Consider the following 26,130-nt stretch of genomic DNA (forward strand, 5'->3'; position numbering starts at 1 on the left):
GCCCTTCCCGCTGGGCGTCGACAGGTCGCGCGGTCTCGACCAGCGAAGGAGCACGGGACTATCCGATGTTCTGAACGGCGGAACGACCGCGAGCAAGAGCCGCCTGCGCGGTCTCGTCGTTCGACGCGAGCGACGAACGCAGCGACGTGATGATCTGCTTTACCTGCCCCGCAACCGTGTTCCAGCGAATTTCCTTCGACGCGTACTCCTCCGACACACCATCGGCCTGGTAGTCGGCCATCAGGGCCTTCACGTCGGCGTCACGCTGGTCGATGAGGGCCTCAAGCCGCCCGGCTATCGCGTTGAAGTTGTCCTGAGCATTCTGCGATGCCGCAATGTCATAGTCGCGACGATCCGCCGCGTTTCCACCTGTTGCCATGAGAGTGTCCCGCTATCCCCGTGAACCGAACCGTGCCGAGTCGAAACCCGCCCCGGATTGTGCTGATGTCGTCTGGTCGGCGAGCTCCTGGTCTGCCTGGCCGAACGCGAGGTCCTGCCCGGCGATGCCGGTGAGGATCGATCCCAGGGCGCCGTTCAGCTCCGCGGAGATCGAGTCGGTCTCGTTCTTGAAGCGGTCGAACGCGGCACGACCGGCACCGTTGAATCGCCCCTCGAGCGGCGCGGCCGCTTCGAACAGCTGCTTCACGAGCGACCCGAGGTCGTCAGACGAGGTACTTGTCTTTTTGGTGAGATGCGACAGCACGTCGGATCCCATTGCAAACTTCATGCCAGCCATCGAGAGCCCCCAAGGTTTTGGTGAAACCTCAGGATAGGCTACTCATATTAATAAGGGGTACCGCTTCGCGAAGTTTTTGTACATGTCCAGTAGGACTTAAGAATCGCCTGCACCAACACCCTGCTCGGCCAGCAATCTGAAATTGGGGTGCGTCTCACGTGGGTAACGCACTGATCGGCGCCCTCAGCTGCGGCCGATGCGGAGCACGCCTGCTTGTGCAAAACGACTATTGCAGCCGCTGCGGCGTGCTGCGGGTGGCCGCCGTGCGGGGGGCCGCCCTCGGCGCGTATTCGGGCATGCTCGGCGGGGTCGTCACCGCATCCGCCACACGGCGCAACTGGGCGCACGTCATCGACACGGCCCCGATCACGGCGCTGCTCACCCTCACGATCGTCTCCTTCTTCGCCGCAGTGGTCAGCCAGCACTCCACGCCTGCACTGCTCTGGGGCGGGGCGCTCCTTGCGCTGGTCGCGGTGCAGTCCGTGCTGCTCGGCCGGTTCGGCCGCACGCTCGGCCGCTTCCTGCTGCGACTGCGCACCGTCGACGATCTCACCGGCACACCCGCCGGCATGCGCGCCCTGTCGCCGGCCCGCACCACGCTCACCGCCGACCTGCGGCGCGGCCGCGATCCGCTGACGAGCGCGCGAGCCGCGCTGTCCACGGGCGAACTCGGCCTCGGCGCCCCCGCCACCGCACCGGTCTCCGCGGAGACACCGCGTTCCGCAGCCGCTCTGCCCCCTGCCGTTGCCGACCCTCGTCGGGCCGACGCCCTGCGGCCGCGCCGGGCCAAACCGGAGCCGGTGAGTGACGGCTACGCGCCAGAGGAACTCACCTCCCCCTCGGTGCTGATCGTGCTCGACAACGAGCAGATCCTGCAGGTGGACGTGTCGCTGCTGATCGGCCGCCGGCCGGAGAATCGAGCGGATGCCACGGTGCATCCGCTCTTCGCCTGGGCCGACCTCTCGCGCACCCTCTCCAAGACGCATGCCCTGCTCACGTGGTCGGGGACACTGCTCTGGGTGACCGACTTCGGCTCCGCCAACGGCACGACTCTCGTGACCGATGGCGGCGAGCGCCGCGTGCTGATTCCGGGAATGCCCACTGCCGCCGCCCCGGGCTGGAGCGTGGAACTCGGCGACCGCAGCTTCGAGGTGCGCGCAAGCGGCATCGTCACCGCCGGCGAATCGGCAGCCGCCGGGCCGGCCGACACCCTGGACAGGAGGACGGCGGATGTCTTCTGACCACGATGTCGTACTGCTCGAAACCGTCAAGACCCACCGGTCCCGGCTGCGCGCCGCCTTCCTGTTCGGTGAGCTCTCCGAACGCCGGGTGGCCAACGATAACGTGCGGCGCGTGATCGGCAGCATGGTGCTCGCCGCCGTGCTCTGCGCCAGCTGCATCGGGGTGTCCTTCGTGGTGGACCTGCTGCAGCAGCGCGCCGCCGCCGCGCAGACCCAGATCGTGCAGACCCCCACACCCGCCCCGTCGACCCCAGCGACCCCAGCAGAAGTGGACACCCCGTGAGTGGATTCACCCGGCTCACCATTGTGGGCCGTACCCGCAAGGCCGAGATCGTCGTGCCCAACGAGGAGACGATCGCCGCGCTCATCCCGCAGCTGATGGACCTTCTCGACGAGCACACCGGCTCGGTCGCCCGGCCGCTCACCCTGATGCGCGCCACCGGCCAGCAGCTCGACACCGCACTGACCCTTGCCGACCAGAAGGTCGCCGCCGGCGAGCTGCTGCGTCTCCTGCGGGTGGACGAAGCGCCAGCCCCGCCCGAGGTCGCCGACGTGACCGATGTCGTGGCGGAGGCGCGCGACGACCGGCGCGGGCTCTGGGGCCTCCCGCACCGGCAGGGCGTCGGTTCGGTGATGATCGGCGCCTTCACCGGTACGGCGGCCTGGCTCGCCGCCGACGCTGCCCCTGGCTCGTACCTGCTGTTCGGGGCGCTGTTCCTCGGCTGCGTCGCGATCGCCGCGATCCTCGGGTACACCACGCGACGCTGGACCGCGATCGGGTTCACGGCTGCCGCGTTCGGACTCGTTCCGGCCACCGCACTCGCCGTGGCGCAGACATCCGTTTGGATCTCGGTCCCGCCACTCGCCGTCGCGGTCATCGTGGGTTTCGGACTGGCGTGGCTCACGGTGGGTATCGCCCTCGGTGTGGGTCTCGCCGTGCGGCCGGCGCTGCGGGCGAGCGCCCTTGCCCTGGCCCTGTTCGCCCTCGCCGTGCTGCTGCCGCTCACCGGCATCAGCGTGCTCGAAACCGCCGGCATCGTGGGCGTTACGGCCGCCGTGATGTGCGGACTGCTGCCCTGGTACGCCATGAACAGCTCGGGTCTCACCGGACTCGACGACCTCGTGATCGCCGGCCGCCTCACCCACCGCGACGTCGTGCTCACCACCGTGAACGACGCCTACCGCTCCCTCACCTGGTCGACAGTGGCCGTGGCGCTGCCGCTCGCCGGCACCGCGAGCCTGCTCGCCGTGTCGGAGAACGGCTGGGCGATCGCGCTCGGCGCCGCCCTCGCCGTGGTGACCGCGCTGCGCACCCGCGCTTTCCCGCTGGCCGTGCAAGCGATTGCACTGTGGGGCGCCGCCCTCGTGGCCGTTGTCGTGGTGGCCGTCGCGCACGACGACGGCGCCGTGTCGATCGCCGCGCTCATCGTTCTCGCCGCGATCACGCTCATTTCAGTGGCCCTCACTCCCCCGCCGCACACGCGTGCCAGGCTGCGACGCTTCGGCAACGGCATCGAGATGCTCGCCGTGGTCTCCCTGCTCCCGGTGCTGCTCGGCGTGTTCGGCGTGTACCCCGATCTGCTCGGAACCTTCTAGGTGTCCCGCCTCGCGGCCGGGCTGCGCTCGCTCCCCCTCGCCCTCGTGGGAAGCGCAAGCGCGCGCCTGCACGACCTCACGGCAGCGGATGCCGCGGTGCGCGCACCGCTCACCCTCAACCGGCGCATCGGCGTGGTGCAGGCCGCGGGCGGAAGCGGCGCCTCCACCGTGGCGGCGAACCTCGCGAGTATCGTGGCGCACCGGCGCTCCGGACTCGTGCTCGCGGTCAACGCCTCCGCCGGAACCCACAACGTGCTCTGGCACGCTGGGGTGCCCACGAGCGATGCCGGGCGCCCCGTGGGCCGCACGCTGCCGACCGCGCCGCGTTCCGCCGAGCAGGCCACAGCGCAATTGCCCGTCTCGCCCACGGGGCTGCTCGGGCTCGACCTGCGCCACCCGGCGCATCCGACCACGCCCGCGCCGAGCCGAACCTGGTTCGACCACATCAATCCGGTCTCCAGGTTCTTCGACCTCGTCGTGACCGACTGGGGGGTGCGGGGCTGGCAGGTTGACCTCTCGCAGGTGGCCCTCGCGAGCCATGTGATGTGTATTGTCACCCGCTCCGAACGCCACGCCGTGGAGGAGGCGGCGGCCATCGTGCCGGCGCTGCAGGGACAGGGCGATGGGCTGCGCATCGTGTTCGTGATCGTGAACGTGAGCGGCACCCGCGGTTCGGCCCCCACCATGAACCTCACCCGCACCCTCGGCGTGCCGGTGATCCGCATCCCGCACGACCCCGCCGCCGGCGCCGCCACCCCGGTGGCGAGCGTACACACCACCGCGCAGACCCGCATCAGTCACGCCGTGCTCGCCGGCACCATCATGGCCGAGGCGCAACGGTCCCTGCTCGCCCCCGGCACGCCGAGCACCCACCAGACACTCGAGGCCATTCGATGACGCTCAAGCTCGTTCACCGCCCCACCCGGGTGACCCGCCCGCTGCGGCGGCCCGAACCCGAGATCATCTCCCCGCCACCCGCCATGCAGGACGGCGCCCAGGGCGGCGTTCCCATCCAGGCGCTCATTCCCGTGCTCGGCGCCGGAACCAGCGTGATCATGATGGTCACCCTGCGCGGCAACGCCCTGTTCATGGTGATCGGCGCGCTCATCCTGATTGTCGCGATCGTGGGCGGCCTCGCCATGGCCCTCACCCAGCGCGGCAACGCCGCCCGCACCCGCCGCGTGCAGCGCGAGCGCTACCTCGACTACCTCGAACGCCTGCGTGCCCGCATGCGGCAGCGCGGCAAGGACGTGCGCAACCTCGCCGGGCTGCTGGGCCCCGAGCCGGCCGCCCTGATCGAGCTCGTGCGCGACCCGGGCCGCCTCTGGGAACGCCGCCGCCACCACACCGATTTCCTCTGCCCGCGCCTCGGCGTGGGCGACCGCACCTGGTTCGACCTCGCCATTCCCGCCGAGCAGAATCCGGTACAGCCCTTCGACCCGATCCTGTCCGGGGAAGCCGGCCAGGTCGTGGAGCACTACTCCACGGTGCGCGGCATGCCGATAGACCTGCGGCTCAACGGTGCCGGCAAGGTGGCCATCATCGGCGACCGAGCGGATGCCGTGCGGGCGGCCCGTGCCCTCATCCTGCAGCTCGCTGCGTTCCACGCCCCCGACGACGTGCAGATGGCCATCGCCTACCCGTCCTCGGCCGCCGAGGACTGGCGCGGCGTCGACCTGCTGCCGCACTTCGTCGACGAATCCACGTTCGACGGACCGGTTCCCGCGCGGCGAGTGGCACCCGACACGCAGTCTCTGCGCAAGGTGCTCGGCCAGGAACTCGGCGACCGTGCCCAACTCGCCGCCACCGCCAAACGCAGCGGCAGCAACGGCGCCGCTGCCGAGAATTCGCGGCTGATCATCTTTGTGGACGACTACGGTCACGTGGCATCCGCTCTGCCGGTGCCCGACGCCGACCTCACGCCGACCGACCTGCAGATCACCATGATTCACCTCCTGAGCGACCGGCTGCACGAGCCCTCCGACGTGACGATTCGCGTGACTGTGGGCAAAGGGCAGGCCGATATCACGGATGCCCGCGACGACGCCGAAGGCCAGGTGCCGGTTCAGCACGCAGTGCTCGACCAGATCTCGGGCGCGCTGTTCGAGACCGTGGCGCGCATGCTCACGCCGCTGCGGCTCAACCTCACCCGCCAGGACGAGGTGGAATCGGCCCGCGCGGTAGACATTGCCGAGCTGCTGAAGATCGACGACATTTCGACGTTCGACACGGCATCCGCGTGGGAAACCCGCTCGCCGCGCGACTTTCTGCGCGTGCCGATCGGCCTCGACGACTTCGGTGAGCCCGTGCTGCTCGACCTCAAGGAATCCGCCCAGCTCGGCATGGGCCCGCACGGCCTGTGCATCGGCGCGACTGGTTCGGGCAAGAGCGAGCTGCTGCGCACCCTGATTCTCGCGCTCTCGCTCTCGCACGGGCCCGAAGACGTGAGCATGGTGCTCGTGGATTACAAGGGCGGCGCGGCCTTCGCGCCTTTCGCGGGTCTGCCGCACGTGGCCGGCATCATCGACAACCTCGCCGACGACCCGCAGCTCACGCAGCGGGCGCGGGTGAGCATCGCCGGGGAGGTCGTGCGCCGCCAGCAGCTGCTGAAAGACGCCGACAATTCGCCGTCGATCACGCACTACCGCGAGCTGCAGGCCACCCGGCCCGACCTGCCCGCGCTGCCGCACCTGCTGATCGTGATCGACGAGTTCGGCGAGCTGCTCGCCGCCGAACCCGATTTCGTGGACCTGCTGCTCACGATCGGCCGCATCGGCCGCTCGATCGGCGTGCACCTGCTGCTCTCGAGCCAGCGCATCGAGGCCGGCAAACTGCGCGGCCTCGAAACCTACCTGTCGTACCGGGTGGGCCTGCGTACGTTCTCCGCCTCCGAGAGCTCGATCGTGCTCGACACACCCGACGCGTTCCACCTGCCGGCGATCCCCGGTTACGCCTACCTCAAGGTGGACACCTCGGTGTATCGGCGGTTCCGCTCCGGCTACGTGTCGGGGCCGGTCTCCGAATCTGACGTGGGGCCAGCGGATGCCACCGGCGAACGCCTCGAGGCCCGCCCGCTGCCGCTCTACAACGGTCTCGGCCGCCGCGACGACACCGTGACGGCGGAGGAGGCCCTCGCCCGGCCGACCACCGGGCGCGTGCTCGTCGACGCCGCGGTCGATGAACTGCGCAGCTCCGGCACGACGGTGCCGCCCATCTGGCTCTCCCCCCTGCCGGAACGCTTCGCGCTGGCCCGCATCGTCTCCGATGAGACCCCGGCGGCGCTGCAGGTGGCGATGGGGTTGCTCGACGAACCTGAGAAGCAGCGCCAGGACCCGTGGCTGATCGACCTCACCCGCAGCGGCGGCCACCTCGCCGTCTTCGGCGCCCCGCAGACCGGGCGCAGCACGTTCTTGCGCACGATGGCCGTGTCGCTCTCGCTCACGCACACCCCCCGGCAGGTGAGCATCTACGCAATGGACTTCACCGGCTCAGGGCTCACCCGCATCGCGGGCTTCCCGCACGTGGGAGGCGTCGCCACCCGTTCCAACCGCGACAGGCTGCGGCGCCTGCTCGAGGAACTTGCCGCTATGCTCGCCACCCGCGAGCGGCTGTTCGCCGAGCGGGGCATCGACTCGCTCGGGACCATGAGGGCGCTGCACGCCGCCGGCCAAGTGCCTGAACTGGTGGCCGCCGACATCGTGCTGCTCGTGGACGGCCTCGGCGCGTTGCGCTCCGAGTTCGAGGAGCTCGAGCCCGCGCTCTACGATCTGCTGCAGCGCGGGTCGAGTTTCGGCATACACGTTGTCATGTCGATGACCCGCTGGAACGAGCTGCGTATGGCGCAGCAGCCGCTCGTGGGCACCCGCATCGAGCTGCGGCTGAACGACCCGATGGATTCGCAGATGGGCCGCAAGCTCGCCGCGACCCTGCGGGTGGACCAGCCCGGCCGGGCCCTCACGGACACCGGCCTGTTCGCGCACATCGCCCTGCCGGTGCTCGACGACACCGCCGACGAGCTCGTGGGCGACGAACTCGAGGCCCTCGCTGCTCGGGTGGCCCACAGCTGGGAAGGCCCGTCGGCCGCGCCGATCCGGCTGCTGCCGGAGAGCTTCTCTGCCGAGGAGTTGCCGGATGCGATCGACTCGCCCGACGCGGTGCCCTTCGGCCTGCGGCAGGACACCATGGAGCCGGCGTACCTCGACTTCGCCTCGGCCGACCAGCACCTGCTGGTGTTCGGCGATCAGGGCTCCGGCAAGTCGACCCTGCTGCAGGGCGTGATCCAGGGACTGACCGACCGGTACACGCCCGACGAGCTCGTGATCGCGATCATGGACGTGCGCGGGCAGCTCTCGTCGGCGTGCCCCGACGAGTACCTCGGCGGCCTCGCCGAGTCCAGCGGCCAGGCCCGCACCCTCGCCACCGCGATTGCCGAAGAACTCGGCCGTCGGCAGGCATCCGCTGACCGATCGGTGGGGCCGCGCATCGTGGTGATCGCGGATGACCTCGACATTCTCGCCTCGGGCGGAACCGAACCCCTGAACCCCTTGCTGCCGTTCCTGCCGAGCGCCCGCGAGCTGCGCCTGAACGTGTTCGTCACCCGGCCCGTCGCCGGCGCCACCCGGGCGCTCTACGACGTGGTGCTGCAGTCGCTGCGGGACACCGGCGCCACGAGCCTCATTCTGAGCGGCGAACGCTCCGAGGGTCAGATCTCGCCCGGCGTGTATGCCGAGCAGCTGCCGCCCGGTCGCGGTCGGCTCGTGCGCCGCGGCGACCGGCCGCGCATCGTGCAGATCGCCCAGGCCCGGGTGCCGGAGGTGGTCTCGTGAGCCTGTCGCCACTGCGGATCGTGCTCTCGAGCACGGCCGGCGGGGTGGGAACGACCACCCTCACCGCGCTGCTCTTCGACCTGCTCTCGACGCCCGCGGGAGTACCGTCGCTCGGCGACCACACCTCCGGATACCTCGGCGCCCGGCTGCCCCGCGGCGACGACGCGGAGGTCATCGACGCCGACCTCCTGCTGCACGACCTCGGCCCGCACGCCGACGGCGAGGGCCTCGACCTGCTCGAGTCGCCCACGACCCTGGCCGTGCTCGTGACGGCGAACACCCCTCTCGGGCTCCTCGCCGTCACCGGGGTGCTCGAGGCCATCCGCAAACGTTACGGCCAGGCCGGCCTCGCCAGGGTCACCGTGGTGTGCACCTCCACGTTCGGCCGCCCCCGCACCCGGGCGCTGATCGAGACGGTGCACACGAGCTACGGTCGCGGAATCATCCTCGTCATGCCGCACGACCCCGCCCTCGCCGGGCCGGGGCGCATAGCCACGCACCGCCTGCACCGGCGGACCCTGGCCGCCGGTGATCTGGTGGCCCGTCGCATCCGCTCGCTGATCGGGTTGTATCGGAGGTAATCGGCACTCCCCAGAGCGAGCGAACGGCGGTATGGTCGGCGGGAAACCCGCAGCCGCGCGGCTGCGTCGCCGCCGAGGAAAGGCCTTCCGTGAGCATTCTCACCATCACCACTTTTCTGTCGATCGACGGAATCATGCAGGCACCCGGCGGGCCGGATGAAGACCGCAGCAATGGTTTCGACCGCGGGGGCTGGCAGGTCCCCTTCGCCGATGACGAGGGGTTCGGGTGGGTGGCCGAGTGGTTTTCGCAGGCCGACTGCTTTCTGCTCGGCCGCAAGACCTATGACATTTTTGCGAACTACTGGCCCCGGGTGACCGACGCCCACCACCCGGTGGCCGGGCCCCTCAACGCGCTGCCGAAGTACGTGGCCTCGAGCAAGCTGCAAGATCCGTTGTGGCAGAACACGACGGTGCTACGCGGCAAGGTGGTCGACCAGATCCGGGAGCTCAAGCGTCGGCCGGGCCGGGAGATCCAGGTGCACGGCAGTGGCGACCTCGCCCAAACCCTGATCGAGCACGACCTCATCGACGAGTACCGCATGTGGGTGTACCCGGTGATGCTCGGGGCGGGTAAACGGCTCTTCCCCACGCATCCGCTCACCAAGTCCCTGCGCCTGGTCGAGACCCGGATCACCGGCACCGGCGTGGCCGTTCACGTCTACCGGCCAGCGGGCGCCTTCACGACCGGATCGTTCGCCCTGTCGGGTGCCGCGCAGGTCGCGCGGGCCGTCTCCTCCGCCTCGGCCTCCCTCGCCTAAAACCGGTGTTGCTCGAGACACACCGTGTGGGGTGGCTGGGGTCACCCGCGTGGCTCAGAAACTCCGGTTGTGCCTGAAGTGCAGAAGGTCAGAGCGGGTAGGTGACGGCGTCGACGGAGTCGAACGAGAAGTAGGCGCGGGTGCCCGGCTCGAGATCGAGATCGGCGATGGCCCGCGGAGTGAGGTCGGCGAAGAGTGCGTCGGTTCTCACGCGCACGACGTCGCCGCGGGGTTCGAGGTCTCGAACCAGGGCTGGGAACACGGTGAGGTTCAGGCCCCTTGGTTCGAGGAGGGAGACCTCGACGTTCGCGGGGCGAACGGCCACGCCGACCCGCGTGCCCAGCGGGGTGTCGGTGGCGAGGGGCAGGATGACGGATGCGCCGGCATCCGTCATCACTCCGACGTGGGTGCGCGTGCCGGTGACGAGGTTGAGGGCTGCGAGGTCGGCGGTGAAGCGAGTGCGAGGGCGTTCGAGCACGTCACGGGTGGGGCCTTCTTCGATGATGCGCCCGTCGTGCATCACGACGACGCGGTCGGCGAGGGTGAGGGCGTCGAGCACATCGTGGGTCACGAGCAGCACGGTTTGGTTGGCGAGCACGCGGCGCAACATGCGGCGCACGAGCGGGGCCGCTGCCACATCCAGGGCCGAGAGGGGCTCATCGAGCAGGAGGAGTTGTGGTTGCGCCGCGAGGGCGCGGGCCACGGCCACGCGTTGCGCCTGCCCTCCGGAGAGTTCCGTGGGGCGACGGCCGGCGAGTTCGACGGCATCGACCTCCCGCAGCCAGTGCAGGGCCTGGGCATGCGACTCCCGCCGACCGGCACCGGCGCTGCGCGGGCCAAAGGCCACGTTGGACGCGGCCGTGAGGTGCGGAAAAAGCAGCGCCTCCTGCGGGAGCAGGGCCACACCGCGTGCGTGCGGGGGCACCCAGCACGGTGCGGGGCGGGCCGGGCCGGGCGCTCCCAGGTCGAAGAGGGTACGGCCCGCCAGGTGGGCGTGGCCGGACTCCGGGCGCACCAGGCCGGCGAGAATGCCCAGTACGGTGGATTTTCCGGCGCCGTTCGGGCCGAGAATGGCGACAGTTTCGCCCCGCTCGACACGCAACGAGATGTCGAGGCCGCGCTCGGGCATGGTCGCGTCGATGCTGAGCATCAGGCGTCCCTGCGCAGAAACCCGGTGGCCGGGTTGGCGCCGCGGTGCGCGAAGCCCACCACGAGCACCGCCACGATCACGAGCACCAGAGAGAGGGCAACGGCTGCATCCGGGTCGGTCTCGCGCTGCAGGTAGATCTCCAACGGAAGCGTGCGGGTGACGCCCTGCAGGCTACCGGCGAAGGTGAGCGTGGCGCCGAATTCGCCGAGTGCGCGGGCAAACGAGAGCACGGCGCCCGACACCAGCGCCGGCAGCACGAGCGGTAGGGTGACCCGGCGCAGCACCGTGGTGGGCGCCGCGCCGAGAGTGGATGCGACAGCTTCGTAGCGGGTGCCGACAGCCCGCAGCCCGCCCTCGAGACTCAAGACCAGGTACGGGAGGGCCACGAAGGTCTGGGCGAGCACGACGGCGGTGGTCGAAAAGGCGATCTGGATGCCCAGCACATCTAAGGTCTCACCGAGCAGGCCGCGGCGTCCGAAGGTGTATAGCAGGGCGATGCCGCCCACGACGGGCGGGAGCACCAGCGGAAGCAGCACGAGCGGTCGCAGCAGCCTTTGCCCGGGAAACCTGGTGCGAGCCAAGACGAGGGCCATCGGCACGCCGACGACGACGCAGATAATCGTCGCGACGCTCGAGGTTCGCAGGCTCAGCATCAGGGCGGCAACGGATGATTCGCTCGTCACGAGCTCGAGAAAGCTCCCCCAGTTGACCCTGCTCACCATGGCCACCAAGGGCAGCAGCACAAAGAGCGCACCGACTGCTGCGACGCCGAGCACCCAGCGCGGAACCGCGTCGATACGGGTGTGACTGCGCCGTCGGCGGGATGCCATGAGACCGGGGCGCCGACGAGACGAGGTGACGCGCGAGCCCTGATTGCGCGCGGGGCCAGCGGCAGGGTTCACTCCGGCGCCTTCGGGAGAGCCCGCACGGCGCGGGTCTTTAGGGTGCGCCAAAGCCCGACTCCTGCAGGATCTTCTGCCCGAGTGAACCGGTCACGTACTGCGTGAACGAGCTAGCCAGGGCCGGGTTCCTCGACGCCGCCAGCGCGGCGATCGGATACCGGTTCACCGCTTCCGTCGATTCGGGGAAGGGTATGCCCTGAACGCTGGTGCCCGCCGAGCGCACATCCGTGACGTAGACGAGGCCGGCATCCGCTTCTCCCGAGCTCACCTTGCCGAGAACATCGGTGACCGACGATTCCTCGCTGACCGGGGTGAGGGTGACCCCGGTGGTGGTTTCGAGTTGTGCGGTGGCGGCGCCGCACGGTACCTGCGGGGCGCAGACGACGGTCTTGACCCCGGGGCGGGCGAGGTCGGCGAAGCCCTCGATGCCCGCGGGGTTTGCCGGCGGCACGGCGATGGTGAGAGTGTTCGTGGCGAAGTCGATGGGCTGTTCCGCGAGATCGGAGTCCGTGAGTTTGGCCATGTTGATGCTGTCGGCTGAGGCGAAGACGTCGGCGGGGGCGCCCTCGGTGATCTGGGTGACAAGGTCGGATGACCCCGCGAAGTTCAGGGTGATGGTGGTGCCGGGGTGTTCAGATTCGTAGGCGGTCGCGATCTGCGTGAACGACGACTTCAGGGAGGCAGCCGCGAACACCGTGATCGTCTGGCCGAGGGTCGTGGCCGCGGGGGCGCAGGCCGTGAGGACTACCAATAAGGCGGCAGCGATCAGGGGAAGTACCCGCCGGGCTGTCATGACGTGCGGCCGGGGGTCTCGACGATCACGTTGGTGGCCTTGATCACGGCGACGCTGAGCGAGCCGACTTCGAGGCCGAGTTCGCGCACCGCCTCGCTTGACATGAGCGAGACCACGCGGTGCGGGCCGCACTGCAGCTCGACCTGGGCCATGACCGTGTCCATGGTGATGCCGGTGACGATGCCGACGAACCGGTTGCGGGCGCTGCGGCCGACCGTCGACGGGTCGGCCGGGGTGCTCGCCTGCACCACCGCGAAGGCGGCGAGCTGGACGCCCTCGATGGCGAGGCGTCCGGCGGAGTCCGCCGCGGCATCCATTCGCCCGGTTTCGACCCACCGTCGAACCGTGTCGTCGCTGACGCCCAGCAGCTCGGCCGCCTCACTGATCCGATAATGCGTCATGAATTAAACTTTATCACCGCATCTGCGCCTTGCGACAGGTCTTCTGGCTTGTGCCGCCGTCACCAACCCGCGCGAGCTGGGGCGCCGACCAGGCCCGGGTCGCACGCGCGGCCGCGAACGCCTAGCCTTAACAACATGGCTATTCCTCCTCTCGTCGAGCCCGTTGATCGGCTCAGCGCCGCCGAATCCGTACGCACCGCCCGCCAGCGCCGCCTGCCGCAGCTCAACGAGCTCGGCCAGCGCCGGCTGGCCAACGCCCGCATCCTCGTGCTCGGTGCCGGCGGGCTCGGCTCGCCGGCCCTGTTGTACCTCGCGGCCGCCGGCGTGGGCACCATCGGCATCGTCGACGACGACGACGTGGAACCCAGCAACCTGCAACGCCAAATCGTGCACGGCACAGCGGATGTCGGTCGCCCCAAAGCGGCGAGCGCCGCCGAGGCGATCGCACGTATCGCGCCCGAGGCCACGATCATCCAGCACAGCGAGCGCCTGGTGGCCGCGAACGCCGCAACCATGCTCGGCGGGTACGACGTGGTCATCGACGGCACCGACAACTTCCCCACACGTTTTCTCGTAAACGACACCTGCGCGGCGCTCGGGATTCCGCTGGTGTGGGCATCCGTTCTGCGGTTCGACGCGCAGCTGACGGTGTTCTGGGCGACCCCGCCCGCGGGCAGCGGCGTGACCGGCGTGCACCTGCGCGATCTGTTCCCCACGCCGCCCGCCGAGGGCGAGGTGCCCAATTGCGCCGACGCCGGCGTGCTCGGCGCGCTCTGCGGCCAGGTCGGTTCGCTCATGGCCACCGAGACCATCAAGCTCGTGACCGGCATAGGCACGCCGCTGATCGGTCGGATCCTCGTGATCGACGCACTCTCCGGCCGGTTTAGCGAGGTTCCACTGGTGGGCACCGGCATTGCCGCGGCGCCGACACCGGGAGAGGCGGCCGAGGCCGCGCGGCTGCCCGCCGTCACCACGCACGACCTGGTCACCCGGATGGCCGCGCGCGCCGCCGGGCACGACGACTTCCTCGTTGTCGACGTGCGTGAGCCGAGCGAGCACGCCGAGATCTCGATTCCGGATGCGCGCCTGCTGCCCCTCGCCGACCTGCTGACCGCCGACGGCCAGGCGACGCTCCCCCGCGACCTGCCCCTCGTGGTGCACTGTCATGCCGGCACGCGCGCGAACCGGGCCGCCGCCGCCCTACTCCAGGCCGGATTCACTGATGTATCGGTGCTCACCGGCGGCATCGTGGCGTGGGAAGCTGCCGTCGCCGCAGGCGAGGTTCCCGGCCTCGGCGGTCGCTGGGCGACCCTGCCGACCGCCGGTTCGCCGACGAGCGGGCGCTGACCAATGGCTGAAGACCCGGCCACGGGCAACCCGACAGTGGATGCCTGCGCGCCGGCGGCATCCGCTCGGAGTGTGGCCGAACAGCTCGTGGCCGTGCTGGAGGGCTGTCATGTACTGGCCCCGAGTGTGGTGTCGCTCGACGCCGCTCTCGGGCTCGTGCTCGCCGAGGACGTGGTGAGCGCGACCGACACCCCGCCCTTCGACAACTCGGCCATGGACGGCTATGCAGTTCGCCGCGCCGATCTGCTGCTCGCCAGCGCTGCGAATCCCATCGTGCTGCCGGTGATCGCCGACCTCGCCGCCGGCACGGCCGAGAACCCGTGGATAGACCCCGGCGAGACGGCACGCATCATGACCGGCGCGCCGCTGCCCGATGGAGCGGATGCCATCGTGCCGATCGAGGACACCGACCAGGGAACCGAACGGGTCACCGTGACCCGGGCGCCGGCACCGCACGCCCACATCCGGCGTGCCGGCGAAGACGCCCACGCGGGCGACACGGTGCTGCGCGCCGGTTGCGTGTTGTGGCCCACGCGCGTGGCTGCTGCGGCGAGTGCCGGCACCTCGATGTTGCTCGCTCATCCCGCACCGCGCGTGGCCGTGATCTCCACCGGCAGCGAGCTCGTGACTCCCGGTGACCCGACGCGGCGCGGGCAGATCCCCGATTCCAACTCGTACCTGCTCGCCGCCGCGGTCGCGGAAGCCGGCTGCACTCCGATCCGGGTGGGCGCGGTGCCCGACGACGAACGCACCCTGCGAGAGCTGCTCGCCTCCCTTGCCGACACCGTGGACGCGATAGTGCTCTCCGGCGGCGTGAGCGTGGGCGCCTACGACGTGGTGAAGGCCGTACTCGCCCCGCTCGGCACTGTGCGCTTCGGACCGGTGAAGATGCAGCCGGGCAAACCGCAGGGCTTCGGGCGTTGGCCGAGCCCGGAACCGCAGGACTCTGCAGACGAGGGAGAATTTCCCCGGCTGCCCGCGCTTGCGGATACACCCGCCTCGGACCTTCCCGGCGCGGCAGGGTCGAACGACGAGGCATCCGCTCCGCAGGCGACCGGTGACGGCATGCCCGCGCCTTTCGGGCCCGTCATCTTCGCGCTGCCGGGAAATCCGGTGAGCGCTTACGTGTCATTCGAGGTGTTCGTGCGCCCCGGGCTGCGCCGCATGCAGGGCCACACCGACCTGCACCGGCCCACGGTCGTGGCGACCGTCACCGACGGCTGGCGATCCCCGGCCGGACGCGCGCAGTACATGCCCGTGATCGTCGAACACGACGGCGACCGAACCGTCGTTCGGCGTGCTGCCGCGGGGGGCTCTGGTTCGCACCTCGTGGCCGGGCTCGGCCAGTCGAACGGTCTGGCCATGGTGGCTGAAGACACGACTCAGATTAGCGGGGGCGACCTCGTGACTGTCATGCTGACATCATGAACCCTGCCGCCGACGCCACCGCCTCCGCGGCCGCCCAGCCCTTCACCCACCTCGACTCCGCCGGCCAGGCCCGCATGGTCGACGTCACCGAGAAGACGCCGACAGTGCGCAGCGCCACCGCCGCCGGCTTCGTGCGCTGCGGCCAGAAGGTGATCGCAGCGCTGCGTGACGGAACAGCGCCGAAGGGCGACGTGCTCGCCGTGGCGCGCATCGCCGGCATCCAGGGCGCCAAGAAGACCGCGGACCTGCTGCCCCTCGCACACGTGATCGGCGTGCACGGTGCCGTCGTCGACCTGATCGTGGGCGACCACGGGGTGAGCGTCACCGCTACGGTGCGCACGGCGGACCGCACCGGAGTGGAAATGGAGGCACTCACCGCCGTCTCGGTGGCCGCCCTCGCGGTGGTCGACATGGTGAAGGGACTCGACAAGTCCGTCACCATCGAAAACGTGCGCTTGCTCGCCAAGACCGGCGGTAAGTCCGGCGACTGGCACCGGGCCACCGACTAGCGGATGCGCGCCCTCCCGCCGCGACGCGGCATCCGCTGCCCGTCATCTGCGGAGCGCCACCGCAGGCGCGCCGCTCCGGCCGTGCGCTACCGCCGCTGCGGCAGCGCCGCGCCATGCCGGTCGCACGCCGAATTCGCGCCGTCCGCCCCCGAGTGCCTCCGCGCCGCTACCGCGCCCCGCGGTCGCCGTGGCGGTAGCGCGCCGCTACAAGGGGCGCGACCATGAGCGCCGCGCCGACGGTGGACCTCATCGTGCTCGCCGGCGGGCGAGGCAGCCGGCTCGGCGGCGCCGTCAAACCGGCCGTCGAGGTTGCCGGGCGCACCCTGCTCTCGCGGGTGCTCGACGCCCGCGACCTCGTGCGACGGGTCGTCATCGTAGGCCCCGAGGAGGCCCGCCCGGCCGCGGGTGCCGCCGATACCCTCTGGGCCCTCGAGGATCCCCCGTTCGGTGGTCCGGTCGCCGGCATCGCCGCGGGCCTCACTGCGCTTGAGAACGACCGGCCCGACTGGCTGCTCGTGCTGGCGTGCGACCTGCCCTGGGCAGCGGATGCCGCGCGCAGCCTGCTCGCAACGCTGGCGGACCTACCACATGCCGTCCAGGGCATATACCTCGAGGACGCCAACGGACAGGCCCAATGGCTCGCCGGCGCCTACCGAACAGAAGCACTGATTGAGGCGATGAACAGCCTCGAGTCGCGCGTCCAGGGCGCGAGCATGCGCCAGCTTCTCGGCGGCCTCACGCTGCGTGGCATCCGCGACGAAGCCGGCGCCGCGCGTGACGTGGACACATGGCAGGATGTTTTAGACAGCACTGCGCGATTGACCGGTGCACCCGAGAGCCCGAGGAGCCCAGAATGAGCACCCCAGCACCCCTGCCGCCCGAAGCCCTCGAGGAGTGGCTCGTGGCCCTGGCCGCACGGCTCGGGCTCGACGCCGATGAGGTCCCCATTGCTGCCCTGCTCGACGTGGCCCGCGACGTGGCCCACAATGTGGCCCGGCCGGCCGCCCCGCTGAGCACATTCTTGGTGGGCCTCGCCGCCGCACAGAACGGCGGCACCCGTGAGGATGTGGAGCGGGCCTGCAGCGACGCGACGAAGCTCGCCCTCGGCTGGACCGGCGAGAAGCACTGATGGCCACACTTCGATTCTTCGCCGGCGCCGCCGAGGCCGCCGGGACCGACGGCGCCGCCGTGGACGCGAACAGCATCGGCGACCTCCGAGCCGAACTCGTGAGGCTCTACGGCGCCGAATTCGCGCGCGTTCTCGGCCTCTGCTCGCTGCTTGTGAACGGTGCCAGGGCCTCGGATGATGCGGTGCAGCTCACAGCGACGGATTCGGTCGACGTGCTGCCCCCGTTCGCCGGCGGCTGACCCGCCGGGCCCGGCCCGCGGCATCCGCTTCACCGTGGCATAACTCCTGCAGAATCTGGGCCGGCCACAATTCCTCCTTGGAATCCCGCGGCAGTCCGGCCAGGCCGTGCCGATTTGCAGGAGTTATGCCGACGCAATATGGTCGGTAGCAGTGACACGGGGTGCCACGTCGGCTGGACCGACACGTGCTGAGATAACACCCGTCGAACCTGATCCAGTTAGCACTGGCGAAGGGATGTCCGCGGTCGGTTAATCATCGAACGCACGGGTCTGCCTTCGCCACCGGTTGAAAGGCACCCGATGACGACAGCAACACTCGACGCAGCACGAGCCACGGCGCAGGCCCCACCCATCCGCGACCAGATCGTGCTCGTGACCGGCGGAGCCCGCGGGCTCGGCGCCCACCTCGTGCAGGCGTTCCTCGGTGAGGGGGCCCGCGTGGTGATCAACTACCTGGGCAGCGCCGGCGCGGCTTCAGACGCCGCCGACCAGGCCGGCGAGCGTGCCATCGCCCTGCGCGCCGACGTGCGCGACCCTGCGCAGGTCGCCGCCCTGGTCGAGCAGGCCGGCACGCACTTCGGTGCCCCCGTCACGACCGTCGTGAACAACGCCCTTGCCGACTTCTCGTTCAACGGCGACGCCCGCCCGAACGCCGAGCAGCTGCGCTGGCAGCACCTGAGCGCCCAGTTTGAGGGCACCGTGCGCGCAGCCCTCAACACAGTGCAGGCCGCCCTGCCCGGCATGCGCGCCGCCGGTTTCGGCCGCATCATCAACGTGGGTACGAACCTGTTCCAGAACCCCGTCGTGCCGTACCACGACTACACCGCCGCGAAGGCGGCGCTGCTGTCGCTCACCCGAACCCTCAGCCATGACCTCGGCCCGCACGGCGTCACGGTGAACATGATCAGCGGCGGCCTGCTCCGCACAACGGATGCGAGCGCCGCCACCCCTGAGGCCGTCTTCGACGTCATCGCCGCCGGCACCCCGCTGCGCCGAGTGACCACGCCCGCGGAGTTCGCCGACGCGGCCCTGTTCTTCGCCTCACCCTGGAGCCGCGCTGTCACCGGGCAAAACCTCATCGTCGACGGCGGCCTGGTGAAGGGATGACCCGCCGCCTGCACCTCAACCTATTCATCACCGGCTGCGGGCACCATAAGGCCGCGTGGCGGCATCCGCTCTCCTCGGTGGAGCAGCTCGGGTCGATCGCCTACTTCGAGGGCCTCGCGCAGACCGCCGAGCGCGGCCTCTTCGACGCTGTGTTCTTCGCCGATGGGCAGGCGGTGGGCCCGGTCGCCGACGGTCCCACCGGGTTTCTCGAGCCGATCACCGCCCTCGCCGCGATGAGCCGCGCCACCACCCGCATCGGCCTCGTCACCACAGTGTCGAGCACGTTCTACACCCCGTTCCACGCCGCCCGCCTGCTAGCCTCCCTCGACCACATCTCCGACGGCCGCGTGGGCTGGAACGTCGTCACCTCCATGTGGCACGCCGAGGCCCGCAACCACGGCCTCGAGCGGATGCCCACCCATGCCGAGCGCTACGCCCGCGCCGAGGAATTCGTTGATGTCGTACTGGCGCTCTGGGATTCCTGGGCCGACGACGCCCTGCGCTACAACCGCGCGGGCGAGTTCGCCCATCCGGCCGGGGTGCGCGCGCTCAACCACGTGGGCGCGCACTTCCGCGTGGACGGCCCACTCAACGTGCCCCGCCCGCCGCAGGGCAACCCCGTGCTGTTCCAGGCCGGCGCCTCCGACCCCGGGCGCGCCCTCGCCGCCCGCCGCGCCGAGGCCGTTTACGCTGTCGCGGCCGACCTGCCGAGCGCGCAGGAGTACTACCGCGACCTGAAACTGCGCATCCGCCGTGCCGGCCGGCAAGCGGATGCCGTGCCCATCCTTCCCGGGCTCGTCACCTACGTGGGTTCCACCGAGGCCGAGGCGGCCTCGAAGCAGCGTGAGCTCGACGCGCTGCTGCCCGCCGCGGATTCGCTGCGCCAGCTCGGCCAGTTCGTCGGGCTGGACTGCTCGAACTGGGAGCTCGACCAGCCGATGCCCAAGCTCGTGCCGCTCGCGGAATTCACCGGCCCGCAGGGCCGCTATGCCACCATCCTGCAGATCTGCGAGACCGTGCCGGGGCGCTCGGGTGGGAGGCTCAGCGTGCGTCAGCTGCTGGGTCGCCTCGCCGCGGGCGGCGGGCACGCCACCATGGTGGGCACGCCGGAGCAGATCGCCGACGAGATGATCCGTTGGCTGCACCAGGGCGGCGCCGACGGCTTCAACCTGATGCCGCCGACCCTGCCCGGCGGCATCGAGGACTTCGTCGACCACGTGGTGCCGGTGTTGCAGGCTCGCGGGGTGTTCCGCCGCGAGTATGCCGGCCGCACATTACGCTCGCACCTCGGACTCGAGCGCCCGGCGGGGCGGCCGGCGGGGCGGCCGTCAGTCTGGGCGGATCTGGCGCCGGCGGGGGCGGCACGTGGCTGACCGTCCAGCGGACGTCACCGTGGACGTGGCCGTGATCGGAGCGGGCATCGTGGGTCTCGGCATCGCCTGGCAGGTCTGCCGCTCCGGCCGCACCGTGGCCGTGATCGATCCGGCCCCGGCCACCGGCGCAACGTATGCCGCCGCCGGAATGCTCGCGCCGATCAGCGAGCTGCACTACGAGGAGGAAGACCTGCTCGAGCTCACGCTGGCCTCCGCGGCCCTGTACCCCGGCTTCATTGCCGAACTCGGCCCGGCAACCGGCTACCGCACCACCAGCACCCTCACCGTGGCATCGGATGCCGCGGACCGTCGCGCCCTCGACGACCTGCGCCTGCTGCAGCAGGCGAACGGACTCGGCGTGCTGCCGTTGACCATCCGCTCGGCCCGCGAGGCCGAACCGCTGCTGAGCGCGTCGATCTCGGCGGCCTTCAGCGTGCCGAACGACCACCAGGTCGACCCGCGGTTGCTCGCCGAGCGGCTGCGGGCTGCCCTGGAGACGGCCGGTACCGGCATGATTGCGCAGAGTGCCACGGAGGTGTTGCACGAAGACCCCCGCGACGCGGGTTCGCCGACGACCGGGGTCGCCCTCTCCCGCGGAGGCGTCGTGCGCGCCGCCGAGGTGATCGTGGCGAACGGCCTCGGTGCCCTGCACCTTGCCGGCCTGCCGGTCGCGCTCCCGCTGCGCCCGGTGTTCGGCGATATCCTGCGGCTGCGGGTACCCGACCACCTGCGCCCGCTGCTCACCTGCACGATTCGCGGGCTCGTGCGCGGGCTGCCGGTGTATCTGGTGCCGCGCACAGACGACACCGTCGTGATCGGCGCCACCTCCCGCGAAGACGGGCGCCCGGGCGTCTCGGCCGGCGGCGTGCATCGGCTCTTGCACGACGCCCAGGTGCTCGTGCCCGCCGTCGCGGAACTCGAGCTCATCGAGGTCACGGCCCGGGCCCGCCCGGGCACGCCGGACAACGCACCCCTGATTGGGCGGGTCGCCCCCGGTCTCCTGATCGCCACCGGATTCTTCAGGCACGGCGTGCTTCTCACTCCGATCGCCGCGCGAATCTGCGTCGAGCTGCTCGACGGCGCGCCAGACCCGCGCTGGAAACGCTTTCACCCCGACCGCTTTCGTGCACCAGCTCCCCAGGAGGTATCCCATGCCTGAATCACCGCCCACCGTCACCCTCAACGGCACCAGCCGGGCGATCGCCGCCGGTGACACCGTCACGCACCTGGTGGCCGAAATTACCGGCGACCCGGCCAACACCCGCGGCATCGCCGTGGCCCTCAACTCCCGGGTGGTGCCACGCAGCCGCTGGGCCGACACCGCGCTCAACCCCGGCGACGAGATCGAGCTCGTCTCGGCCGCCCAGGGAGGCTGAACATGAACGTCACAGATCTACGCACCCACCCGGCCACCGACTCCCTCGTAATCGACGGCGTTCACCTCGGCTCGAGACTCATCATCGGAACCGGCGGTGCGCCCAGCCTCGACGGTCTCGGCGCCGCCCTGCTCGCCTCGGGCACCGAGTTGACCACCGTGGCCATGCGCCGCTACAGCCCGTCGGTGGCCGGCTCGCTCTTCGACCTGCTGCGAGAGCAGCGCATCCGGGTGCTGCCCAACACGGCCGGCTGCTTCACGGCCCGCGAGGCCGTGCACACAGCGGAGCTCGCCCGCGAGGCGCTCGAGACGAACTGGATCAAGCTCGAGGTGATCGCCGACGAACACACCCTGCTGCCCGATGCCGTGGAACTCCTCGACGCGACCGAGCAACTCGTGGCCCTCGGCTTCCAGGTGTTCGCCTACACCAACGACGACCCCGTGCTGGCACTCCGGCTCGAACGGCTCGGCGCGGCCGCCGTCATGCCGCTCGGCGCCCCGATCGGCACCGGCCTCGGAATCCTCAACCCGCACAACATCGAGCTGATCGTGAGCCGGGCCTCGGTGCCGGTGGTACTGGACGCGGGCATCGGCACCGCCTCCGATGCCGCCCTCGCCATGGAGCTCGGTTGTGACGCGGTGCTGCTCGCGTCCGCGGTGACCCGCGCGCAGCATCCGCTCGCCATGGCCGAGGCCTTCAAATACGCCGTGCGCGCCGGCCGGCTGGCGCGCCAGGCCGGGCGCATTCCCAAACGGGAACACGCCCTCGCCTCCTCCGCCATGCAGGGCCGGGCCGACCTGTGAGCGCCCTCGTCGAGCCCGGCGCGAGCCTCACCGCCGCCGAGCAGCAGCGCTATTCGCGGCACATTCTGCTGCCCGAAATCGGCGCGATCGGCCAGCGTCGACTGAAGAACGCGCGGGTGCTCGTGATCGGCGCGGGCGGCCTCGGCTCCCCCGTGCTGCTCTACCTCGCCGCGGCCGGCGTGGGCACCCTCGGCATCGTCGACGACGACGTGGTCGACCTGAGCAACCTACAGCGCCAGGTGATCCACCGGCAGGCGGATGTCGCCCGTCCGAAAACCGCGTCAGCCCGCGACGCCATCGCTCGGCTGAACCCCCTCGTCGACGTGCGCGAACACGACACGAGGCTCACCGCCGCGAACGCCCGTGAGGTGTGCGCCGGGTACGACCTCGTCGTGGACGGCAGCGATACCTTCGCCACCCGCTACCTCGTGAGCGACACGGCCACCCTGCTCGGCATCCCGTGCGTGTGGGGAGCCCTGTCGCAGTTCGGCGGGCAGGTCAGCGTCTTCCACGGGCCGTCCGGGCCGAGCTACCGCGACCTGTTTCCCGAGGCTCCCCAGCGGGGATCGGCACCGTCGTGCGCGGAGGGCGGGGTGTTCGGCATGCTGTGCGCCGTCGTGGGCGGCACGATGGTGGCCGAAGTCGTCAAGCTCGTCACGGGCGTCGGGCGCTCGCTGCTCGGCCGGGTGCTGCTGTTCGACGCCCTCGACGCCTCGTGGCGGGAAATCGGCCTCACGAAAGACCCGCACGCGCCCGTGGTGACCGAGCTAGTGGACGCTGCCGGCTTCTGCGGCACGTCCGAGCGGGACCTCACCGTTCAGCAGCTCGTGGCTCTGCTTGACGATCGCGGCCGTGGTCTGTGCGACTTCGACCTGATCGACGTGCGCGAGCCGCAGGAATTCGACCTGGCCCGCATCCCGGGAGCGCGCTCGGTCCCCCAATCCCGGATCGGAACCGGCTTGCAGCCCACCGGCACGATCGATCTCAACCGTGACCGCGACATCGTGCTGCACTGCACCGCCGGAAGTCGCTCGGCCGCCGTGTTGGCCGTTCTCCTCGAACGGGGCTACACCCGCGTGCGCCATGTCCCCGGCGGTATGCGCGCGTGGGCCGCCCACCAGACAACCCCCCATTCGTATTCCAGGAGGAACACATGACCGACGTGACACCCACCGCCGAAGCACCGTCCGCCGAGGCACCGTCGACCGAGGCGCCCACGCCCGCGACCCGAAAGGTGCGCGAGTGGCGCGTGGTCGACATCATCGTCGCGTCGGTGGTCTCCGTCGCCGTGGGCGTGATCTTCTGGGCCTGGTCGGCCGGGTACGCCGGAATCGCCGTGCTCACCGCCGCCTTCCCACCGCTCGGCGGGCTGTACGGCGGAGGCTGGCTGATCGCCGGGGTGATCGGCGCACTCGTGATCCGCAAGCCCGGGGCAGCACTTTTCTGCGAGGTGCTCGCCGCCGTGGTCGAAGCCATGCTCGGCTCGGCCTTCGGCCTCGGGGTGATCATCGCCGGGCTCGTGCAAGGCGTCGGAGCCGAACTGGTGTTCGCAGCCGTCCTGTATCGCCGCTTCACACTGCCGGTCGCCCTCCTGGCCGGCGCCGTGTCGGGAGCGTTCATGGGCGTGCACGGCAGCGTCACCTCCCACGTGGCCTGGGCCCTCGAATGGAAGGCCGTGTACGTCGCACTCGGAGCCGTCTCCGGGGCGTTCGTTGCCGGGCTGCTGTCATGGCTGGCCGTTCGCGCGCTGAGCCGAACCGGTGCGTTGACGAGCCTGGCCTCCCGCCGGGCGCACACCGAGCGCGCACTCTGACCGTCGTGCCGGCGGAGCGGAAGAAGGCGGCGTCCCCCACGCGCCCGTTCCTCGCCCGAGCGAACCCGCTGTCCACGCTCGGGGCGGCCCTGCTCCTCACGGTGGCGCTGTTGCTCACGGTGGATTGGGCATCCGCTGCCGTGGCCCTCGCCTGCGAACTCGCGCTGCTGCCCCTCGCCGGCCTGCGGCTGCGCACCCTGCTCGCCCGAGGCTGGCCCATCCTGGCCGCGGCGATCGTGGGCGGCTACGGCACCGCCCTGCTCGCGCCGAAAGTCGGCACGGTGCTGCTCGTCTGGGGGCCAGTCGTGTTCACCGGGGGATCGCTCGAATCGGCGGCCGCGATCGTGCTGCGCGGCCTCGCGATCGGGTTGCCGGGCCTCTTCCTGATCGCGAGCACCGATCCCACCGACCTCGCCGATGCCCTCGCGCAGAAGCTGCGACTGCCGCACCGCTTTGTGCTCGGAGCGCTGGCAGCCCTGCGCCTCGTGGGGTTGCTCGTTTCGGAGTGGCAGACCCTCGGGCTCGCGAGGCGGGCGCGGGGTGCCGGGTCGCATGCCGGCGCATTCGGGCGACTGCGGGCATCCGTCGGCCAGGGGGTGGCCCTGCTTGTGCAGGCCATGCGCCGGGCCACGAAGCTCGCCGTGGCCATGGAAGCCCGCGGATTCGGCGGCAGAGAGCGCACGTGGGCCAGGCAGTCTACGTTCGGCCGGCTCGACGCCGCGGTGCTTGCCGTCGGAGTGTTCATCACGTCCGGGGCACTCGGCTCCGCGGTGGCACTCGGCACCTGGAACCCGATCTGGAGCTAGGTCAGGCCCACCCACGTGTGTGCGCCGTCGGCCTCGTACTGCTTCTTCCAGATGGGAACCTCGGCCTTCACAGCCTCCACGAGCGCCTCGCAGGCAGCGAAGGCCACGGCGCGGTGCGCGCTCGACACCGCCGCCACGAGTGCCAGGTCGCCCACGTCGAGATGGCCGATACGGTGGCTCACGCACAGCGTGACAAGCGGATGCTGCGCCCGCACCCTGCCCGCGATCTCGCCGATGATTCGCCCCGCGTCGGGGTGCGCGCTGTAGTCGAGGCCGGTGACCCGACCGGCGGCGTCGGGGTCGTGGTCCCGAACCTGGCCGATAAACGTCACCACGGCGCCGGACGCGGGCGTGGACACAGCCGCCACGTGTTCGTTCACGTCGAGCGGGGCATCCGTCACGAGGGCGAATCCCAGCGGGCCGGGCATCAGTGGTCGCCGCCGTCCAGCTGGTCGAGCACATGCCGCACGAGCGGGGCCACGAGGGCCACGCCGTCGCGCACGCCGCCCGTGGAGCCGGGCAGGTTCACCACGAGCGCGCCCGCGTTGCCCGCCGATTCGGCCACTCCGGCCAGACCTCTGGAGAGCACTGCGGTGGGGATGGTGGCGGCGCTCTGCGCGCGGAGGCGCTCGGCGATGCCGGGGAGCAGCACGCGCAGCAGCGGGCCGGTTCCTTCGGGGGTGAGGTCGCGGGCGCTCACACCGGTGCCGCCGCTTGTAATCACGAGACGGGCGCCATCGGCGAGGGCCGCCGCAATCGCCCCGGCCACACTCTCGGCGCCGTCGGGCACCACGCGCGCCGCTCCGCAGGGAATTCCGGCGGCGGAGAGCGCGTCGACGGCAGCCGGTCCCGACAGGTCGGGCCGCTCGCCGCGGGCACACCGGTCGCTGACGGTAATCACAACGGCGTGCACGTCGGCGCCGAGTTTGAGCTGTGTCTTCACAGTTCCAGAGTACCAACCGGCCCCGACACCCCGGTGTCCGCCATCCACCGCTCAGAACTCGGCCGCTCCCCGCGTGGTCAATTCAGGAGATCCTCGGCACGATCCGGGGCATCCGCTTACCTGCCGCGAGAGCGGATGCCCCGGGCCGCGTTTTTCCTGAATTGGCCGCCACCCCGCACGGTTCGACAGGCTGAATCATTTTTCACGGTGTTTGCGCGTTGAGAGCCGAGGCCGACCCGATCAGGATGGCATCAAGCGGGCCGCCGGTGCCCG

General features: G+C 70.7%; 29 protein-coding genes and 1 riboswitch. Of the genes, 21 read left to right on the forward strand and 8 right to left on the reverse strand.

Translation table 11 applies throughout. The features are described from left to right. Positions 1 to 58 precede the first annotated feature (58 nt). Together BJ997_RS15335 and BJ997_RS15340 are read right to left on the reverse strand one after the other, a co-directional pair. Positions 59 to 379 carry a pore-forming ESAT-6 family protein gene (locus BJ997_RS15335; protein ID WP_183323587.1) on the reverse strand — a complete coding sequence of 107 codons (321 nt, stop codon included), beginning with the start codon at positions 377 to 379 and terminating at the stop codon, positions 59 to 61. Between the two features lie 12 nt (positions 380 to 391). Next, positions 392 to 736, reverse strand: a complete 345-nt coding sequence (locus BJ997_RS15340; protein ID WP_420827186.1) for a hypothetical protein — start codon at positions 734 to 736, stop codon at positions 392 to 394. Positions 737 to 894: 158 nt separating this feature from the next. On the opposite strand from BJ997_RS15340, the gene BJ997_RS15345 reads away from it, so the two are divergent. The 7 genes from BJ997_RS15345 (at position 895) to BJ997_RS15375 (ending at position 9,738) form a co-directional block, all read left to right on the forward strand. Further along, positions 895 to 1,977 (forward strand): RDD family protein, encoded by a 1,083-nt coding sequence (locus BJ997_RS15345; RefSeq protein ID WP_035836132.1) that lies wholly within the window; start codon positions 895 to 897, stop codon positions 1,975 to 1,977. After that, positions 1,967 to 2,260: a hypothetical protein gene (locus tag BJ997_RS15350; RefSeq protein ID WP_035836133.1), complete on the forward strand. Its 294-nt coding sequence runs from the start codon at positions 1,967 to 1,969 to the stop codon at positions 2,258 to 2,260. Before BJ997_RS15345 ends, BJ997_RS15350 begins: the two co-directional genes overlap by 11 nt. Beyond that, complete coding sequence (locus tag BJ997_RS15355) at positions 2,257 to 3,573, forward strand: EsaB/YukD family protein (protein WP_035836134.1); 1,317 nt, start codon at positions 2,257 to 2,259, stop codon at positions 3,571 to 3,573. The genes BJ997_RS15350 and BJ997_RS15355 overlap by 4 nt, the downstream gene beginning before the upstream one ends. Next, positions 3,574 to 4,470, forward strand: coding sequence for a P-loop NTPase family protein (locus tag BJ997_RS15360; RefSeq protein ID WP_035836135.1), 897 nt, complete (start codon positions 3,574 to 3,576; stop codon positions 4,468 to 4,470). Continuing rightward, positions 4,467 to 8,399 (forward strand): type VII secretion protein EccC, encoded by a 3,933-nt coding sequence (locus tag BJ997_RS15365; protein ID WP_035836136.1) that lies wholly within the window; start codon positions 4,467 to 4,469, stop codon positions 8,397 to 8,399. Before BJ997_RS15360 ends, BJ997_RS15365 begins: the two co-directional genes overlap by 4 nt. After that, on the forward strand, positions 8,396 to 8,980 hold the full coding sequence (locus tag BJ997_RS15370; RefSeq protein WP_035836137.1) for a hypothetical protein: 585 nt from the start codon (positions 8,396 to 8,398) through the stop codon (positions 8,978 to 8,980). Before BJ997_RS15365 ends, BJ997_RS15370 begins: the two co-directional genes overlap by 4 nt. An 89-nt stretch (positions 8,981 to 9,069) precedes the next feature. Then, a complete protein-coding gene (locus tag BJ997_RS15375) occupies positions 9,070 to 9,738 on the forward strand; it encodes a dihydrofolate reductase family protein (RefSeq protein ID WP_084141140.1) in 669 nt (222 codons plus the stop codon). An 88-nt stretch (positions 9,739 to 9,826) separates the two neighbouring features. Here the strand turns inward: BJ997_RS15375 and BJ997_RS15380 are convergent, their stop codons facing one another. The 4 genes from BJ997_RS15380 to BJ997_RS15395 form a co-directional block, all read right to left on the reverse strand. Then, on the reverse strand, positions 9,827 to 10,888 hold the full coding sequence (locus tag BJ997_RS15380) for a sulfate/molybdate ABC transporter ATP-binding protein (protein WP_052542123.1): 1,062 nt from the start codon (positions 10,886 to 10,888) through the stop codon (positions 9,827 to 9,829). Continuing rightward, positions 10,888 to 11,718, reverse strand: coding sequence for an ABC transporter permease (locus tag BJ997_RS15385; RefSeq protein ID WP_052542124.1), 831 nt, complete (start codon positions 11,716 to 11,718; stop codon positions 10,888 to 10,890). Before BJ997_RS15385 ends, BJ997_RS15380 begins: the two co-directional genes overlap by 1 nt. Positions 11,719 to 11,827: 109 nt before the next feature. Further along, positions 11,828 to 12,583 (reverse strand): molybdate ABC transporter substrate-binding protein, encoded by a 756-nt coding sequence (modA, locus tag BJ997_RS15390; RefSeq protein WP_035836138.1) that lies wholly within the window; start codon positions 12,581 to 12,583, stop codon positions 11,828 to 11,830. Next, positions 12,580 to 12,984, reverse strand: coding sequence for a TOBE domain-containing protein (locus tag BJ997_RS15395; protein ID WP_035836139.1), 405 nt, complete (start codon positions 12,982 to 12,984; stop codon positions 12,580 to 12,582). The genes modA and BJ997_RS15395 overlap by 4 nt, the downstream gene beginning before the upstream one ends. Positions 12,985 to 13,119: 135 nt before the next feature. On the opposite strand from BJ997_RS15395, the gene BJ997_RS15400 reads away from it, so the two are divergent. From BJ997_RS15400 to BJ997_RS15465, 14 genes are all read left to right on the forward strand, one after another. After that, positions 13,120 to 14,331: a ThiF family adenylyltransferase gene (locus BJ997_RS15400; RefSeq protein WP_084141141.1), complete on the forward strand. Its 1,212-nt coding sequence runs from the start codon at positions 13,120 to 13,122 to the stop codon at positions 14,329 to 14,331. Positions 14,332 to 14,334: 3 nt separating this feature from the next. After that, positions 14,335 to 15,759 carry a molybdopterin molybdotransferase MoeA gene (locus BJ997_RS15405; RefSeq protein WP_084141142.1) on the forward strand — a complete coding sequence of 475 codons (1,425 nt, stop codon included), beginning with the start codon at positions 14,335 to 14,337 and terminating at the stop codon, positions 15,757 to 15,759. Then, positions 15,756 to 16,268, forward strand: a complete 513-nt coding sequence (gene moaC / locus BJ997_RS15410; RefSeq protein ID WP_035836140.1) for a cyclic pyranopterin monophosphate synthase MoaC — start codon at positions 15,756 to 15,758, stop codon at positions 16,266 to 16,268. Before BJ997_RS15405 ends, moaC begins: the two co-directional genes overlap by 4 nt. Positions 16,269 to 16,489: 221 nt before the next feature. Then, the gene (mobA, locus tag BJ997_RS15415) at positions 16,490 to 17,125 is read left to right on the forward strand and encodes a molybdenum cofactor guanylyltransferase (protein WP_035836141.1); all 636 of its coding nucleotides are present in this window, start codon (positions 16,490 to 16,492) and stop codon (positions 17,123 to 17,125) included. Next, positions 17,122 to 17,397, forward strand: a complete 276-nt coding sequence (locus BJ997_RS15420) for a DUF6457 domain-containing protein (RefSeq protein WP_035836142.1) — start codon at positions 17,122 to 17,124, stop codon at positions 17,395 to 17,397. Before mobA ends, BJ997_RS15420 begins: the two co-directional genes overlap by 4 nt. Next, positions 17,397 to 17,636, forward strand: a complete 240-nt coding sequence (locus BJ997_RS15425) for a MoaD/ThiS family protein (RefSeq protein ID WP_035836143.1) — start codon at positions 17,397 to 17,399, stop codon at positions 17,634 to 17,636. Before BJ997_RS15420 ends, BJ997_RS15425 begins: the two co-directional genes overlap by 1 nt. Positions 17,637 to 17,783: 147 nt before the next feature. Further along, positions 17,784 to 17,889, forward strand: a riboswitch (TPP riboswitch). A gap of 47 nt (positions 17,890 to 17,936) precedes the next feature. Further along, positions 17,937 to 18,743 (forward strand): 3-oxoacyl-ACP reductase, encoded by an 807-nt coding sequence (locus tag BJ997_RS15430; RefSeq protein ID WP_052542125.1) that lies wholly within the window; start codon positions 17,937 to 17,939, stop codon positions 18,741 to 18,743. Then, positions 18,740 to 20,116, forward strand: coding sequence for an LLM class flavin-dependent oxidoreductase (locus BJ997_RS15435; protein ID WP_052542126.1), 1,377 nt, complete (start codon positions 18,740 to 18,742; stop codon positions 20,114 to 20,116). The genes BJ997_RS15430 and BJ997_RS15435 overlap by 4 nt, the downstream gene beginning before the upstream one ends. Then, positions 20,109 to 21,275, forward strand: a complete 1,167-nt coding sequence (gene thiO, locus BJ997_RS15440; RefSeq protein WP_035836144.1) for a glycine oxidase ThiO — start codon at positions 20,109 to 20,111, stop codon at positions 21,273 to 21,275. Before BJ997_RS15435 ends, thiO begins: the two co-directional genes overlap by 8 nt. Further along, a complete protein-coding gene (gene thiS / locus BJ997_RS15445; protein WP_035836145.1) occupies positions 21,268 to 21,492 on the forward strand; it encodes a sulfur carrier protein ThiS in 225 nt (74 codons plus the stop codon). The genes thiO and thiS overlap by 8 nt, the downstream gene beginning before the upstream one ends. A gap of 2 nt (positions 21,493 to 21,494) precedes the next feature. Next, the gene (locus tag BJ997_RS15450; RefSeq protein WP_035836146.1) at positions 21,495 to 22,295 is read left to right on the forward strand and encodes a thiazole synthase; all 801 of its coding nucleotides are present in this window, start codon (positions 21,495 to 21,497) and stop codon (positions 22,293 to 22,295) included. After that, positions 22,292 to 23,452 (forward strand): molybdopterin-synthase adenylyltransferase MoeB, encoded by a 1,161-nt coding sequence (gene moeB / locus BJ997_RS15455; RefSeq protein ID WP_035836147.1) that lies wholly within the window; start codon positions 22,292 to 22,294, stop codon positions 23,450 to 23,452. The genes BJ997_RS15450 and moeB overlap by 4 nt, the downstream gene beginning before the upstream one ends. Then, positions 23,449 to 24,108: an ECF transporter S component gene (locus BJ997_RS15460; protein ID WP_084141144.1), complete on the forward strand. Its 660-nt coding sequence runs from the start codon at positions 23,449 to 23,451 to the stop codon at positions 24,106 to 24,108. The genes moeB and BJ997_RS15460 overlap by 4 nt, the downstream gene beginning before the upstream one ends. After that, positions 24,105 to 24,914, forward strand: a complete 810-nt coding sequence (locus BJ997_RS15465; protein ID WP_035836165.1) for an energy-coupling factor transporter transmembrane component T family protein — start codon at positions 24,105 to 24,107, stop codon at positions 24,912 to 24,914. Before BJ997_RS15460 ends, BJ997_RS15465 begins: the two co-directional genes overlap by 4 nt. Here BJ997_RS15465 and BJ997_RS15470 read toward each other — a convergent pair. Both BJ997_RS15470 and BJ997_RS15475 read right to left on the reverse strand, forming a co-directional pair. Then, the gene (locus tag BJ997_RS15470) at positions 24,911 to 25,342 is read right to left on the reverse strand and encodes a molybdenum cofactor biosynthesis protein MoaE (protein ID WP_035836148.1); all 432 of its coding nucleotides are present in this window, start codon (positions 25,340 to 25,342) and stop codon (positions 24,911 to 24,913) included. The genes BJ997_RS15465 and BJ997_RS15470 overlap by 4 nt on opposite strands. Then, positions 25,342 to 25,857, reverse strand: coding sequence for a MogA/MoaB family molybdenum cofactor biosynthesis protein (locus tag BJ997_RS15475; RefSeq protein ID WP_236628897.1), 516 nt, complete (start codon positions 25,855 to 25,857; stop codon positions 25,342 to 25,344). The genes BJ997_RS15470 and BJ997_RS15475 overlap by 1 nt, the downstream gene beginning before the upstream one ends. Positions 25,858 to 26,130 lie beyond the last annotated feature (273 nt).

Origin of the sequence: Cryobacterium roopkundense, from assembly GCF_014200405.1 — a bacterium.
Taxonomy (GTDB): Bacteria; Actinomycetota; Actinomycetes; order Actinomycetales; family Microbacteriaceae; genus Cryobacterium; species Cryobacterium roopkundense.

Coding starts and splice junctions, on each gene's coding strand:
- BJ997_RS15335 (WP_183323587.1), bottom strand. CDS start 379: ATGGCAACAGGTGGAAACGCGGCGGATCGTCGCGACTATGACATTGCG.
- BJ997_RS15340 (WP_420827186.1), bottom strand. CDS start 736: ATGGCTGGCATGAAGTTTGCAATGGGATCCGACGTGCTGTCGCATCTC.
- BJ997_RS15350 (WP_035836133.1), top strand. CDS start 1,967: ATGTCTTCTGACCACGATGTCGTACTGCTCGAAACCGTCAAGACCCAC.
- BJ997_RS15365 (WP_035836136.1), top strand. CDS start 4,467: ATGACGCTCAAGCTCGTTCACCGCCCCACCCGGGTGACCCGCCCGCTG.
- BJ997_RS15380 (WP_052542123.1), bottom strand. CDS start 10,888: ATGCTCAGCATCGACGCGACCATGCCCGAGCGCGGCCTCGACATCTCG.
- BJ997_RS15385 (WP_052542124.1), bottom strand. CDS start 11,718: ATGGCATCCCGCCGACGGCGCAGTCACACCCGTATCGACGCGGTTCCG.
- modA (WP_035836138.1), bottom strand. CDS start 12,583: ATGACAGCCCGGCGGGTACTTCCCCTGATCGCTGCCGCCTTATTGGTA.
- BJ997_RS15395 (WP_035836139.1), bottom strand. CDS start 12,984: ATGACGCATTATCGGATCAGTGAGGCGGCCGAGCTGCTGGGCGTCAGC.
- BJ997_RS15400 (WP_084141141.1), top strand. CDS start 13,120: ATGGCTATTCCTCCTCTCGTCGAGCCCGTTGATCGGCTCAGCGCCGCC.
- BJ997_RS15405 (WP_084141142.1), top strand. CDS start 14,335: ATGGCTGAAGACCCGGCCACGGGCAACCCGACAGTGGATGCCTGCGCG.
- moaC (WP_035836140.1), top strand. CDS start 15,756: ATGAACCCTGCCGCCGACGCCACCGCCTCCGCGGCCGCCCAGCCCTTC.
- mobA (WP_035836141.1), top strand. CDS start 16,490: ATGAGCGCCGCGCCGACGGTGGACCTCATCGTGCTCGCCGGCGGGCGA.
- BJ997_RS15420 (WP_035836142.1), top strand. CDS start 17,122: ATGAGCACCCCAGCACCCCTGCCGCCCGAAGCCCTCGAGGAGTGGCTC.
- BJ997_RS15425 (WP_035836143.1), top strand. CDS start 17,397: ATGGCCACACTTCGATTCTTCGCCGGCGCCGCCGAGGCCGCCGGGACC.
- BJ997_RS15430 (WP_052542125.1), top strand. CDS start 17,937: ATGACGACAGCAACACTCGACGCAGCACGAGCCACGGCGCAGGCCCCA.
- BJ997_RS15435 (WP_052542126.1), top strand. CDS start 18,740: ATGACCCGCCGCCTGCACCTCAACCTATTCATCACCGGCTGCGGGCAC.
- thiS (WP_035836145.1), top strand. CDS start 21,268: ATGCCTGAATCACCGCCCACCGTCACCCTCAACGGCACCAGCCGGGCG.
- BJ997_RS15450 (WP_035836146.1), top strand. CDS start 21,495: ATGAACGTCACAGATCTACGCACCCACCCGGCCACCGACTCCCTCGTA.
- BJ997_RS15460 (WP_084141144.1), top strand. CDS start 23,449: ATGACCGACGTGACACCCACCGCCGAAGCACCGTCCGCCGAGGCACCG.
- BJ997_RS15470 (WP_035836148.1), bottom strand. CDS start 25,342: ATGCCCGGCCCGCTGGGATTCGCCCTCGTGACGGATGCCCCGCTCGAC.